This is a genomic window from Poritiphilus flavus (assembly GCF_009901585.1).
Classification (GTDB): domain Bacteria; phylum Bacteroidota; class Bacteroidia; order Flavobacteriales; family Flavobacteriaceae; genus Poritiphilus; species Poritiphilus flavus.
The window spans coordinates 232192-246733 of record NZ_WXYO01000003.1 but is presented as its reverse complement, the minus strand read 5'-3'; the positions used below and the strand labels follow the sequence as shown (position 1 = coordinate 246733).

The window sequence follows — 14542 nt, the reverse complement described above, 5'->3', positions numbered from 1 at the left end:
GCGTAATCGATAACGACCCATTTCCATAAAAGCACTATACTACGGAAACATCATTACGAGTAATTTTTACCCTTTCAAATTAAACGAGGGTAATTTTTAAACTATTTACCCTTGTTCAAATCACACCAGGTTGGGTTGGAAAAATTGTACCTCAATGTTCAATTGATGGAACTATTGGAAAAGTGGGAAAGTAAAGCCTATATTTGTGGCATCAATTTTATTTGATAGTATATACAAATAAATAAGTTCTTTTGATATATCATTATAAGCAGGTGCGCAATTCGGTGCGCAGGTTTAAAATTAAAATTTTAACTTTTTGAAAATCAAATGATTGGGTTTTAAGTTCAAGCCCCAGTCAGGTCACAAAGTGATGTGAAATCCCGACCAAAGTGTCGGGATTTTTTATGTAATAAAACTGGGGCGAGAAGCCTGCCCTGAGCGCAGCCGAAGGGAGCCCCCCGTCCGACCGGAGGTCATCCGGGCGGGCAGTCAGGTCACGATCAAGCGCAAAACCTCTGCAAAATTGCAGAGGTTTTTGTTTTGGAGAAGTGCCGTGCTTGCACGAGGATTTCGACAAAACAAAAAGCCAGGCAACCAGAGGTTGCCGGGTTTTGCATCTGCAGTACGTGACGGCTGGGTCAGACGAGCGAAGCGAGTCAACCCCAGATAGTCCCAGTGACAACCAGATTTTGCATTCGCAGTGTGGGATCGCTGGATTAGATGAGCAAAGCGAATCCCCGACCGAACGCAGTTGATCGGGCGGGCCAGCAAATGATATGTAATAAAACCAAAACCGGCTACGTTCTCTGTACTGATCTAAAGTTCATTGTGCCTTTATTAAGATGGAATTGACTTTCTTTGTGAAGCTGTTATTTAGGATCAGACTTCCTTACGGTCAATTCAAAAGTAAATCGAGTTGTTGAAACCTCAATGCAAATAATTTTGACTCTCAATTCCCTAATTACTTATGCTTTACAAATCACCTCTTCTGATTGTTTTTGTCTTAATCCATTGTGTTATTCAGGCTCAAGGAATTGAAAAATTTGGTACCCTCACCGAAAATGACAAGAGTTTTGAAGTCTTTGAAGAAGATCCAGATTCTCCGGCCGTAGTGCTATACGAAAGGGGAGAATTCTTCTTTATTACCAAGGATAACAGGCAGTTTCTTGTAAAAGAGTACCACACGAAAATTAAGATTCTTAAAGAGAATGGTTTTCCCTATGGGAACATTTCAATTCCATTACTTGGAACTCAGGATATCCATGAAGATATTATTGAACTAAAAGCCACTACACACAATAACGGGTTAAAAACCGAACTCAAAGAGGACAAAATATACCCATCTAATAGTCAAGCCGGTGTCGTAGAGATCAAATTCACTTTCCCCAATATCCAGGTGGGAAGTATTCTAGAATACAAATATGTATTGATAAGCCCCTTTTTCTCAAATCTTGAGGGATGGCTATTTCAAAGCACTATCCCCAAATTATATAGCGAATTCAACGCTAGTATTCCTTATAATTTTGACTACAACAGAACATTGATAGGGGACCTGGAATTGTGTTCGAACGAAATAAAAATGGAGGAATGCTTTCATGCAATGGGCAACACATATATTTTCTTATGTGAAAATCTTCAATATGCGATGGAGAACATTCCAGCGTTCGACACCAGCAATGAATATATGCTTGGTGCTGCAAATTATATTTCAAGGTTAGAGTTTGAGCTTTCCCGAGTAAAGGGCAAAAGCAAAAAATATAAATACTCTACCAGTTGGGAGGACGTAGATTATCAATTCAAAACGGACAAAAGCCTTGGTAAACAATTACGTTATAAGGGATTCTTTGGGCGTAAGATTCCTAATCACCTGTTAAAAGAGAAGAACCAGCTTATCAAGGCAAAGAACATTTATAACTTCGTAAGAGATCACTACACCTGGAATGGAGGTTATGGAATATATGGGCAATCTAAATTAAAGGAAGCCTTTGATGATCAAAAAGGCAATGTTGCAGAAATTAATATGTCACTTATCAATCTCCTGAATGCTGCCGATATCAAGGTAAATTTAATGCTGACGTCAACCAGAAATATGGGACTTCCTAAAAAAACCTATCCTACCATGTCTGATTTTAACTATGTACTTGCTAAAGTCGAAATTGATGGTCAGGAGTATCTTTTAGACGCGACAAATAAACATCACCCATTTGGTATTCTCCCTTTCAGAGCGCTTAATCATTACGGCAGAGTAATGGACTTTAAAAAAGGGAGTTACTGGCAAGAGATTGTACCCCATTCAGAAAACAAATATCATGTCAGAGGACTGCTTGAAATTGACCTGGAGACCGCAAGCAGCAATTGTCTTATGGAAATTACGAAAAGTGGTCATCATGCCGTCGACCATTTTGAATTAAAGGAGAAAATAGAGGATGAAGAATACTTGAATTACCTTTCCCAAACGATGCTTCAAGGCGTTGAAGTTCTAAGTTATACCGAACAGGAGAAAAAGACTACTGAAAAAAGCGTTACTGAGCGCATTAATGTTCAAAGGGATATACAATCAACGCGAGATCTGATATACCTAAATCCATTCGCATTCCAGTTTTTTAAGGGGAATCCTTTTTTGGAGGAGAACAGAGAATATCCAATAGATTTTGGGTATCCGCAAAATTTCAAGTACCAGATAAATATTAAAATTCCTGATGGATTTAAGGTACTTGAATTGCCTCAAAAGAACTTTATCAAGTTAGGTGAAGATCTGGCCAATTTAAGGTTTTATACGGCGGATGATAATAAACAAATTACCTTAAACTTTGAGTTGAGCTTCGCAAAATCGTACTTTGAAAAAGAAGATTATGGGGTCCTAAGAGAACTTTTCAAAAAGGCCGTCGAAGCCCAGAATAATTCGTTGATTGTACTCAAAAAGGCATAATAAAAACATTCCCCGATTTCTGGAATATATAATCATATAAAATGGTCCAAAACGATATGGTTTGGACATTTCATCCTAATGTCAAAATATAACACCTGACGTTACCAGATTGGGCATTTGCAGTACGTAAGGACTGGGTCAAACGAGCGAAGCGAGCCCCCAGATAAAAAAGTTGATCGGGTTGGACCTAATCCGATGAGTGTTGGCAGAAACAATTTCGAAACTTTCCATATGGCCAATACCCGGTGATCGCCACCACTTCAAATTTCCCAGGCAACGATTGCGCTTTGTTTAACGTCTATAAGACTACATGCAATTGCCAAACAACCGAATTTAAAATGTCTGAAAATCCGAAAATAAACATCCGAATTAAACTTGCTGCTTTGTGGACTTCATTGATGTTCCTGTACATATATGGCGACTATTTTGAGCTTTATGTACCGGATAAAGTAAGTAATCTATCCAATGGCATTCAAATACTTGATTCTCCTGCCAAACTGTTTTTGGCGTCGGTTTCATTAGCAATACCCGCGATAATGATTTCCGCAAATGTCTTTCTAAAACCAAAAATTTGCAGATGGTTAAACATAGTCTTTGGTATTTTGTTGACTATAACCGTTGTACTGGTTGGAAGTTCTTCGATTACTGCATGGTATAGCTTCTATGTGTTTTATGCTGCCCTAGAGGCCATAATTTCTTTGACAATTGTAAAGCTGGCATGGGGCTGGCCAATAGAAATTAATTAGGTTTGAACTCATAAAAAGCAACTAACAAACGCTATAACTCAGCGTGCACAATTACCAACCTCAAAATTTCTTCTTAGATTTAAAACAATTCGAATACGATTTGGCTAAATGGCTCACTGTTTTGCCAAAACCACAACCAGAACCGTAGTGCTGCATTCGAAAAACTGAGATGGAAGTATGAAAAAAATAAGTGCTGATAGAATTGTAAGCGTAAGTGCCATCATTGTAAGTATTTTTACCTTATTGATGATATTCTATCAAACAAGTCTTACCCGTAGGCACCAAAGGGCATCAGTCATGCCAAGTTTGGAAATTGGATATAGTACCAAGAAGAAAAATGATAGGCTCAACGAATCAATTTGGGTGTCAAATAAAGGTTTAGGCCCTGCATTTCTTGAGAAGATAAGCATCATTGAAGACGGACAGACTCTAAATATGGACCCCTACGAGTTTCTTTCAAAAACGCCGGCCAGGACAGAAGTAACTTATTTTGACAAATTGTACCCTGGTAGGATAATACCGGCAAACGAAGGGATTACGACTTTTGAAAAGGTCACCGATTCCACTTCACAGATCATAATCGGCAATATTTTTAAATTTTCGTTCAAAACCGGTCAAACCACAAATGACGGTTCAGAGAGAGCTCTTATTGAAATCATCTATAAAAGCGTTTACGGTGAAAAATGGAAAATACGTTCCGACCAATCAACACCTGCCAAAATAGATTGAAAAAATGGATTGAAGACGCTGCAAGACAACGGCTAGAATTTAGAAATCTGCATTAACATCTTCAAAATTGTTCTTAGATTTAAAACAAAAAGGCCTTAAGCGTGAAATACCCGCAATCAGCTAAATCAAAGTCAGGGCCGTCAATAGTAATTATAAAACCATCCTATGAGCAAAGTCCCAATATCCCTTCTGATGCTATCAATAATCCTCGCATGCAATGTTAAACAAAGTAAAGGCTTAGAAGAAAACAACAAATATGCTACCTATGGTTTACTTACTGAAGAATTAGAAGCCTACAATTCATTCCTAAGACAGCAAATAAATAAACGATTACAAAATGACTCTACTTACATTAATAAATCTCATAAGATTTACGATAGTCTCACTATTGATTATCAAAATTTTCTAAGTCAGACAATCGATGAGCTCATGAACGGGATAGATTTTGAGAAGCGCCTGGAATATGCTGGAGAATTATCCCGCAAAGATCTAATCAATAACTACTTCTTTGAAGAAACAGAATATAGTTCAATTGGTTTCGAATTCATAGATAAAACTGAAAACTACCGAAATCAAATATTAAATCTAGTGACTGATGATCTCTTGGCGGATAAATTAACTTTTATTCTATCGACGCGGAATTTACAGAATCGCAAAGGAGAAATGATCAAGTATCTCGATTATTTTTACAAAGACATGCCTCTTATTGCTACAATTATGTATCTCCAGCATAAACAAACAACTTTGTCGGAATTGGAGTTGGATTTTATTTGCCGTAGTAACTAAGCCAAAACACGCTGCGACCACATCTAAAACCGGGCCTAAGGCTGTTCGACGGGTGAGCAACCAGATCATCAGGAATCCTGTCCATCCAAATATCCAAAAGCGTAGCGCGTCACCCTGTCTGCTTTCTTCGCATAATCCCTTCCATCGCATCCCTCTTTTTCCGTATTTTAGGCCTCTCAGACACAATCTAAATGAAAAAGAAAATTTTCTTCCTCACCCTGTTGCTTTTAACGGGATTCATATCCTGCAAAGACACAAAAAAAGGAACAGACCATATTGAAATTGTAAAAAACTACTACCAGGCCCTGGACGAATCCAACTTCAATAAGCTATCCCCTCTTATCGCGGATAGCTTTTCTAGCAGGGAACTGGAATATGTAAAAGTGTTTTCAAAGCGGGAATACCGGGAATTTATTCGTTGGGATTCCGTATTTCATCCGGAATATCAAATTCTGGAAATAGCAGAGAATGATGGGCTGATCAAGCTAAAGGTCTCTAAAGCCGGGATCCGTTCCCTATTCCTCAATGAAGAACCCATCATTACCAGGGAGGAAGTGCGAATCCAGGAGGGAAAGATAGAAAGTGTCGCAATTACCGAATATGTGGTGTTCAACGAAGCCAGGTGGACTAAAAACCGGGTGGATCTTCTCAGTTTTATTGAGGAAAACCACCCAGAATTGAACGGCTTCCTTACGGACCAGACCATGCAAGGAGCCATGAATTATTTAAAGGCGATAGCACTGTTCAAATCGAGCAATGGAGATGACTAGAGAAGAGTTCATCAAAATGTGTGGTATTATGGGTTTAAGTTTACCCTTACAGGCCTCCTTCAGCACCGACGGAAAAAGTAAACCAAACAACAACTTTAGAACTGATTTTTCCGGGAAAGTGATCATTATTGGAGCAGGTGCGGGAGGACTTGCCACCGCGTATTTTCTAGGTCAGTACGGTATTGATTTTGAAATACTGGAGGCCAGCGAGACTTATGGGGGAAGAATGAAAACCGTCAATGATTTTGCCGACTTTCCCATTCCACTAGGCGCTGAGTGGCTGCATACCAACCCTAAAGTCTTTAAAAAAATCGTAAATAATAGCTCCGTTCCGGTAGATGTGGAAACCGTAGGTTACGACAGGACTAAAGATACCGTCGGTGTTTGGGAAAATGGCAGGCTTGAAGTATCCAAATTGGTGGATAGCGATCGAAAGTTCGTCAATTCCGGCTGGTTAGATTTTTTTGAGAAATATATCATCCCTTCCGTATCAGACAAGATCTCATACAAAACCATTGTCAGGTCTGTCGATTATTCCGGAGATCAGGTGATCCTCAATACCTCAGCGGGCGACTATCAGGCTGATAAGGTGGTAATTTCGGTTCCGCTGAAAGTCCTTCAGGACGGGGATATCAAATTCCAACCTGAATTACCATCAGACAAGTCGGAAGCTATTACAAAAGCCGTCATTTGGGACGGTTTTAAGGCTTTTATGGAATTCTCTGAGAAGTTTTATCACACTACCACCTCCTTTGTGATCAATCCGGAAACCGAGGGTCAAAAACTCTATTATGACGCTTCTTACGGTCAGGATACCGAAAAAAATATACTTGGATTGTTTGTCGTTGGCAAGCCGGCACAAGACTACATATCACTTTCCGGTGATGCACTTAGGGAATTTATGCTCAATGAGCTGGATGAAATATACGACAGCAAAGCCAGCAGCAGCTACCTGAAACATATCGTCCAAAACTGGAATGAGGAACCTTTTATTAAAGCCGCTTATTTAACGGACCACGAGAATTGGAGAAGGGTTAGGACCCTGGGTAAATCCGTGGCCGATAAGGTCTATTTTGCAGGAGGCCCCTATACCGATGGAGAGGATTGGGTTGCTGTGCATGCTGCGGCACAATCCGCCAAAACCGCTGCTGATGAAATTGTTAAATGAAAACTTCCGGATGAAGGACCTTTGTATTGCAATTAAGCTTTTGTTTTTATCAGCCACATTTTCCAGTCTTGGACAGAATTTGCCAAGCCTTGTGTCAGATAAAAATATCAATGCCACCTTTGCTGTCCTGGCTTACGATGAAAACGCCAGAGAATGGGGAGTTGCCGTGGCCACTAACAATATCTACGTTGGGAATTCTACCGTGTATATTGAACCCGGCCTGGGGGCATTCTCCGTAATCGCTGAAACGGAACCCAGATACGCTCTTGAAGGTTTCAGAATGCTCAGAGAAGGTAAGTCCATAGAGGAGGCTATACTGGAAGTAAAAAACAAGGATGAAGAGGCCAACTATCGCCAGGTCGCGGGAATAGATGCAAATGGCAATGTTTTCGCCTTTACCGGAAAATCCCTCAAATACTGGAATGGTATGGCTGGTGAGCTTGTGGGTTCCCAATATGTTGTCCTCGGAAATCAATTGGCGGACAGTGTGCTTGACAACATGGCCACTACCTTTGAAACCGCTCGGGGAACCCTGGCCCAACGACTACTGAAAAGTCTCCTGTCCGGTCAAAAAGCAGGTGGACAGCTTTCAGGTAAACAGTCTGCCGCCCTGGTCGTAAAAGGATTGGATAACGAATGGTTTAACCAGATAGACCTGAGAGTAGATAACTCCAAAAAGCCATTCGAAGAGTTAAAAACCCTGGTGGACTATCACTACGGCAGGATCCGATTGAATCAGGCCAACTACGCCTGGAGAGCAGGAAACCCAAAAAGGGCAAAGCAAAAGCTGGAAGAAGCGGAAAGCATGTTACAGGGTTGGACAGGGATGTATCCGAGAATTGCCAGAGTCCATATGCTCATGGGAAATGAGTATTCGGCCGTACAATGGATTAAACGTGGACTTAAGGAAAACCGGGATTTTACGGTATATCTCCCCTCCTTCTACCTTTTAAAGGGCCATTCCGAGCTAAAATCCCTCATAGATCCGGAAACTTTCAGTATAAAAGACTGGGAGAGTGCTCTGGGCATGTTGAGCAATTTAGGGCGGGAAACGGAACTGATAACCCTTGCAAAGGAGCTTATCGCTAAGCAAAAAGAATCCTCTTATTTGTATTTCCTACTCGGCAGGAGCTATTATTACGAAAAGGAGGAATCCAATGCTATCAAATACCTGGAAATCGCCTTGAAAATGGATGCAGAAAACATTGAGGCCCGGAACTTGTTAGATAAAATACAGTCTGAATAGGTACAAGCTTGACTTCCTGGTTTTTTAAATAAGAAGTGCGATATCTAAGTGGAATTTCTTTCTGGACCTAAACATTGAACTAGGATTCCCTGCCCGTCCCAAGGTTTGACGGCAATTCAAAAAGTTCCAACCCAAAATAGGGTACGGCTGCCAGCAGGTGGTCAAAAATATCCGCCATGATGTATTCGTAGTTCTGCCATCTTTTGTCTGCACTAAAAGCATAGATCTCCAGTGGGATACCCTGAGAGGTTGGGTTTAACTGCCTACTCATCATGATCATATCCTTATTCAAAGCGGAATGGTTTTTCAGGTAATTCTCTACATACTTTCTGAATACGCCAATATTGGTAAGGTTTCGGCCGTTTACAGGCAGCGTCTTGTCTATCTCATTCTCCTGATTATAAGCATCAATTTTAGTACTTCGGTCGTCCAGGTAATTACGGATCAGCTGGATCTTTTTTAAGCTTTCAACATCCTCAGGAGTAAAAAAACGAATACTGTTTTGCCTAATGATCAGCGCCCTTTTAATTCGCCTGCCTCCGGACTCCTGCATCCCTCTCCAGTTTTTAAAGGAATCAGAAATCAGCGCATAGGTCGGGATGGTAGTAATGGTCTTATCGAAATTCTGCACTTTTACCGTAGCCAGATTGATCTCAATAACATCACCGTCTGCCCCGTATTTATCAAAGGTGATCCAATCCCCTATTCGAACCATATCATTGATACTCACCTGTATACTCGCGACAAAACCAAGAATGGTATCCCTGAAGATCAGAAGGATTATGGCTGAGGCAGCACCCAGGGCTGTAAAGAACTTCCAGATAGTGGTCTCCGTGATCACGGCAAATACAGTAAGTATACCGATAACCCAGGCGAAGATCATAAAGACCTGTATATAGCTGTCAATGGGTTTATCCCTGAAACGAGGAAGCGTTTTCAGGTAATCATTAAGGCTTCGCAGGGAATTCTTGACGATCTGCAGTATCAATACTATGGAAATGATCTGCACTACTTTGATCGCAATATTCTGGAGATACTCGTAATCTATAAAGATCACCGGCAAAAACTCCCATACCAGTAGTAAAGGAATGATATGAGCCAGGTATCTGGGAACCTTGTTGGTCACCAGAAAATTGTCAAAATTGGTCTTTGTCCTTCGGGCCAGGCCAACGGACAGGCCTCTGAGTATCTTCCAGCTAATAAAATCGAGCAGAATGGCCAACACCACTACCAGCACAAGCAAGGCCGCCATATTCAGAGCTCTTGCCCACTCCTCTACCATGCCGTGCTTTATGAAGTAATCGTATAACAGATGCCCCAACCACTGTTCCATAAGCCTTTTTGAAGTCTAAGTATTGAAGGCGCAAGGTACGAAAAGTGACTATCTTTTTAGGGAGTTCGGATCCTTTTTGGGTTAGCTGTGAAAGCTCCTGGACTTCAGAATTTGGTTGAGCGAATCGGAATCACCTAAGCCCGGAGAAGTGGAAAGCGCTGTGGAACAACGTCAAACCTCAACCCCGGGATTCAGCAACTAAATACGGAGAGAATTCTCCACTCATGAATAATTGTATCTTTTACTTCTTAGCCTCTGTCTGCTTCAGTAAAGCATGCTTCCGTTACCTGTCTCGCAGAACCTTGGCAACACGGATAATTTTACGATAAGCATGTTATTTTCCGCTATCAATTCGTAGAAATTTCAATGAGAGGTACCATAAAAAGCAATGAATGGATTGACCTGATCCTTATGGGTTTTGGCTGAAATACAGCCCTTAAAACCGCTAATTGACCGACATGTTAAATCTTTTACAATTCTTATAGGGCTCGCTTTGATTTTTTGATGAAAAAGGGCAAATTCATATTTGTAAAGTAGTTAAGGAAGCACTCATGAGGACACTTGGATCTAAAATGAAATCTATTGTTTTTATCCGCTATTTCAGCATGATAAGCCTGGCTTTCTTTATTACCCATTATTTAAGTTATCGAAAACTACCCTTTTCTGATGGGTACGAGTTTCCATTGCAATCTTTTGCGATCGTACTGATCTTTGGATTGTTTATCTGTGAGTTGAACGCTTTTATTTATCGCAGGCTTAAAGACTCCTATCTGGGCAGCATGAGTTTAAGGCAAATCATTTTGCGACAGTTCGCCCTCAGTGCTGCCGGTACCGCGATTATGTTTTCAGTGCTTTTTATCGGCATCAATGTATTGCTGATCGGAAGGACTTTCCATCCACCTTCTTTTTTCTTGTATATACTGATGTGCATAGGTATTGCCTTGTTCGAGGATGTACTGATCACCGCCAAAGATTTCTACAGTATGTATCAAAAAAGTAGGGAAAAGAACTTTAAACACAAGGGAGAAGTCAATAAGATTTTGGTAGAACACGGGGAGAAAACACTGGAATTTGAGGCTGGAGAACTGGCTTATTTGCGCTCTAAAAACGGGGTAGTCACCATATTGGATCAAAACCTCAAAGAATACACCACCAACTTTGGTTCTCTCAGTGAAATTGAAGAGCAACTGCCCTCTACTGAGTTTTTTAAGATCAACAGACAGTACTATATCAACAGAAAGGTAATTAAGTCCATTAAAAAGGATAACAATAGAAAGTTGAAAGTGTTGCTTGAAAAGCCTTATCAGGGCAATGAAAGCTCCGAAGGATTGAATGTAAGCCGTTACAAAAGCGTACTTTTCAAGAGATGGTATCTCAGCCCTGAACTCCCTCCGAAAGCTCATAAATAAAGAATCCGCTTTATGTTCATAGCTACTGCAGTTTCGGTCAAAAATGCCAGAACCCTGGGATTCCGGGTTTCTTCCGTACTGCTTTTATCCCTTATTGCGGCACACTACCTCAACCTTTTCGGTATGGTTTTTCTGGAATCCGGGTACCGATTTCCGATAGAAGCGTTTTTGATCCTTAGTACCTCCGGATTGTTTATTTTGATGAGCAATTCCTTTATTTACAGGAAACTGGAAGCTTCTTATCCTTTCAGTACAAAGCTTCGCGAAAGGGTCATTTTACAAATCTGTGGTGTGGCCGCTTCCTCGGGACTGGTTTGTACTTTGGTTTATCTTTTCGCGACAACGGTCTTCACGGAATACCACTCATTTCAGAGTTTTACTTTCTTTCTTATTATCTGTTTCTTCCTGTCCTGTTCCGAAGCCCTTTTAATGATACTGGCAAGGATTTATTACCTGCAAAAAGCACAGCAGCCCGGGCCACAGACCATCAATTCACCCGGAGCTATTCAGGAACCGGAACTCTTTATAAAATCCAAAAAAGATATCCTCAGGCTTTCCCAGGATCAGGTGGCACTCATATATTCAAGCCAGGGCGTTGTGGTTGTTATGGATAGCGAAGCAACTAAATATATAACGCAATACACTTCACTGAACGAGATAAGAGAATTTCTTACAGCCACGGACTTTTTTCGGGTCAGCAGGCAGGTCACCGTCAATCGAAATACCATTGCACATCTCGAAAATGAAGCCAACGGCCGGGTAAGGATCCTGCTAAAAAGCAAGTTCCGGGAATTTGGTCGGCCTATTTATACCAGCCGTCACAAAAGCAAAGAACTATGGAAATGGTTTGCTGCTGAAGAATTACATCAAGCAGGATAACCTTTACCGAGGTCTTCCGGAAAGCTCCGTAGGTTTAATGGACTGCCATTCATGCTTTTTTTCGATACCCTTTATGGTCTCCGCCCATTTATGATCCCTTCCTACCTAGGGAAAATCCTAAGTTTGGTCAAATCAAAAAAATGAACAGATCATGAAAAAAATCTTCCTTTTATTCTGCACCCTAATCTTTAATCCGATGTACGGTCAGGATGCCGCAGCCTTTAGATCTTCTTTCGATGCCCTGAGTCATATCAGCGCTTCCGCCAATCTACAGCAGACCATCGGTGTTACAAAGATCACGATTGAGTATTACCGCCCGAACGCCAGGGACCGTGAAATATGGGGCACGGTGGTACCTTATGATAAAGTATGGCGGGCCGGGGCTAACATTGCCACCACCATCGAGGTCTCGGACAATGTGCTCATCAATGGAAAACCTCTGAAAGCCGGGAAGTATGCCCTTTTCGTCCTGCCCGGGAAAAAGGAGTGGACCTTTATTTTTGACGAGAACAGCTTTCAGTTCGGTGCTTTCTTCTATCAGGGCAGTACTGATGCCCTCAGGGTATCCGTACCCACAGTTAAAAGGAATAACAAGACAGAATCCCTGCTCTACTACTTTGATCATGTTTCCTATAACAAAGGAGAACTTAACCTGGCCTGGGGAGATCGTTCGGCAACCCTCTCGATAGAGACCAGCGAAGACGCTATTATAGCAGCTGTAACGGACAAAATTAAAGATGCCGAGGAGAACAATAACCATCGGGCCTACATCGACGCGTCTGCCTGGGCACTGGATCACAAAAAGATGGTAGATAAGATCCCTGCCTGGCTAAAAGCCTCACGGGATATCAAAGATACCTTTGGCAATAATTTTCTTGAAGCCCGCCTACACGCGCTTAATGGTGATTATGACCTCGCCATAAAAGCGGCAAATACTACGGCGGAGAAATTTCCGCAATTCACCGTGGTAACGGAGTCTTTTATTGCGCGATGGCAAAAGGAATTATAGGCAATTGGCACTTTCTTTAATTACAGTCCGTAACGGTTATCAAATCGGGTGGATAAATATGAGGATTTTAACATAGAGACTCAGGGTTAAAGTAAGCTTAATTAGGGTTAAAAAAGTCCTCCGTGTCGTAAATTTGTGGAAAATCCGCGATCTATGGATGCTGAGATCCTCGCCCGAGTTCAATTCGCCTTCACCATTGCCTTTCACTATATCTATCCGCCTTTGAGTATTGGTCTGGGGCTGGTAATGGTAGTCTTTGAAAGTCTTTATATACGGACCAGGAACAAAGAGTACCACATCCTGGCCAAATTCTGGACGAAGATCTTCGCGCTCACTTTCGGAATAGGTGTTGTTACCGGCATTGTTATGGAGTTTGAGTTCGGCACGAATTGGGCGGTATACTCCCGATATGTGGGTGATATCTTCGGCAGTGCACTGGCAGCTGAGGGTATCTTTGCCTTCGCCCTGGAAAGCGGTTTCCTTGGAGTACTGCTATTTGGATGGAACCGGGTAAAACCCTGGGTTCATCTGGTTTCCACCATAGGGGTGTTCCTGGGTTCCATGTTTTCGGCGATCTGGATCGTTGTGGCCAATAGCTGGCAACAAACCCCTGCAGGTTACCATATCGTTGGCGAGGGTTTAAGGGCCAGAGCGGAGATCACAGACTTCTGGGCCATGGTCTTCAATCCATCCAGTGTTGATCGTATACTGCACGTATGGCTGGGGGCATTCTTGGCTGGGGCCTTCCTGATCCTGAGTGTTCACGCTTATTATATCCTAAAAGGCCGCTTTGTAGACATCTCGAAAAAAGCCTTTAAGATCACCCTGGTGGTTGCCACAGTCTTTTCGTTGGGACAATTGGTTACCGGACACAGCTCTGCCGAAGGAGTTGCTGAGAACCAACCGGCTAAGCTGGCGGCCCTTGAAGGGCATTTTGACGCCTCTGCTCCGGCAGATATGTATCTTTTGGGGTGGGTGGATAAGGAAAAGCAAGAGGTAAGCGGGATTAAAATTCCCGGAGGGCTGTCCTTTCTGCTGGACTATGATTTTGACAGCCCGGTAACCGGCCTCAACGCCTTTCCGGAAGAAGACCGGCCCAGCCAACTCAATGCGATCTTTCAGTTTTATCATATCATGATCAGCATAGGTATGTTCCTGATCCTGCTTACGCTCTACAGTTGCTATCTGTGGTTCAGGGGTAAGCTCTTTGACCGGCGCTGGCTATTGTGGATCTTTGTCTTTACCGCCATATTGCCCCAAATCGCCAACCAGGTCGGCTGGTTTGCAGCGGAAATGGGTCGGCAGCCATGGGTGGTATATGGGCTACTGAGGACATCAGATGCACTTTCGCAAGCCGTAAGTGCCAATCAGATATTGTTCTCCCTTATCTTGTTTATGGTGATCTATGCCATACTATTCCTACTCTTTGTGTATTTGCTGAATAAAAAGATCAAACAAGGTCCGTATGATGATAGTGAAGCTGATCAGAGGCCATTAACCCAGGAGATCACAAGAGTGGTCACCGGAAATTGAACGCG

Annotated in this window: 12 protein-coding genes; 11 read left to right on the top strand and 1 reads right to left on the bottom strand. The window is 42.1% G+C overall.

Annotated elements, in window-relative coordinates:
- Nucleotides 1-967: 967 nt before the first annotated feature.
- The 7 genes from GTQ38_RS08105 (at nt 968) to GTQ38_RS08075 (ending at nt 8374) form a co-directional block, all read left to right on the top strand.
- Nucleotides 968-2929 carry a DUF3857 domain-containing protein gene (locus tag GTQ38_RS08105; RefSeq protein ID WP_161434994.1) on the top strand — a complete coding sequence of 654 codons (1962 nt, stop codon included), beginning with the start codon at nt 968-970 and terminating at the stop codon, nt 2927-2929.
- 338 nt (nt 2930-3267) lie between these two features.
- The gene (locus GTQ38_RS08100) at nt 3268-3675 is read left to right on the top strand and encodes a DUF6326 family protein (protein WP_161434993.1); all 408 of its coding nucleotides are present in this window, start codon (nt 3268-3270) and stop codon (nt 3673-3675) included.
- A gap of 177 nt (nt 3676-3852) precedes the next feature.
- Nucleotides 3853-4404: a hypothetical protein gene (locus GTQ38_RS08095; RefSeq protein WP_161434992.1), complete on the top strand. Its 552-nt coding sequence runs from the start codon at nt 3853-3855 to the stop codon at nt 4402-4404.
- Nucleotides 4405-4569: 165 nt separating this feature from the next.
- Nucleotides 4570-5190 carry a hypothetical protein gene (locus tag GTQ38_RS08090; protein ID WP_161434991.1) on the top strand — a complete coding sequence of 207 codons (621 nt, stop codon included), beginning with the start codon at nt 4570-4572 and terminating at the stop codon, nt 5188-5190.
- Nucleotides 5191-5381: 191 nt separating this feature from the next.
- Nucleotides 5382-5960 (top strand): hypothetical protein, encoded by a 579-nt coding sequence (locus tag GTQ38_RS08085; RefSeq protein WP_161434990.1) that lies wholly within the window; start codon nt 5382-5384, stop codon nt 5958-5960.
- Nucleotides 5947-7128 carry a flavin monoamine oxidase family protein gene (locus GTQ38_RS08080; RefSeq protein WP_161434989.1) on the top strand — a complete coding sequence of 394 codons (1182 nt, stop codon included), beginning with the start codon at nt 5947-5949 and terminating at the stop codon, nt 7126-7128. Before GTQ38_RS08085 ends, GTQ38_RS08080 begins: the two co-directional genes overlap by 14 nt.
- Nucleotides 7112-8374, top strand: a complete 1263-nt coding sequence (locus tag GTQ38_RS08075) for a DUF1028 domain-containing protein (protein WP_161434988.1) — start codon at nt 7112-7114, stop codon at nt 8372-8374. The genes GTQ38_RS08080 and GTQ38_RS08075 overlap by 17 nt, the downstream gene beginning before the upstream one ends.
- Before the next feature lie 79 nt (nt 8375-8453).
- On the opposite strand, the gene GTQ38_RS08070 is transcribed toward GTQ38_RS08075, so the two are convergent.
- Nucleotides 8454-9707 (bottom strand): mechanosensitive ion channel family protein, encoded by a 1254-nt coding sequence (locus GTQ38_RS08070; protein ID WP_161434987.1) that lies wholly within the window; start codon nt 9705-9707, stop codon nt 8454-8456.
- 551 nt (nt 9708-10258) lie between these two features.
- Between GTQ38_RS08070 and GTQ38_RS08065 the strand changes: the two genes are divergently transcribed.
- From GTQ38_RS08065 to GTQ38_RS08050, 4 genes are all read left to right on the top strand, one after another.
- On the top strand, nt 10259-11116 hold the full coding sequence (locus tag GTQ38_RS08065; RefSeq protein WP_161434986.1) for a LytTR family DNA-binding domain-containing protein: 858 nt from the start codon (nt 10259-10261) through the stop codon (nt 11114-11116).
- Nucleotides 11117-11128: 12 nt separating this feature from the next.
- Nucleotides 11129-11995 carry a LytTR family DNA-binding domain-containing protein gene (locus GTQ38_RS08060; protein ID WP_161434985.1) on the top strand — a complete coding sequence of 289 codons (867 nt, stop codon included), beginning with the start codon at nt 11129-11131 and terminating at the stop codon, nt 11993-11995.
- A 151-nt stretch (nt 11996-12146) separates the two neighbouring features.
- The gene (locus tag GTQ38_RS08055; protein WP_161434984.1) at nt 12147-13004 is read left to right on the top strand and encodes a DUF2911 domain-containing protein; all 858 of its coding nucleotides are present in this window, start codon (nt 12147-12149) and stop codon (nt 13002-13004) included.
- A gap of 153 nt (nt 13005-13157) precedes the next feature.
- Entirely contained in the window at nt 13158-14537 is a 1380-nt protein-coding gene (locus tag GTQ38_RS08050; protein WP_161434983.1) for a cytochrome ubiquinol oxidase subunit I, read from the top strand.
- Nucleotides 14538-14542 lie beyond the last annotated feature (5 nt).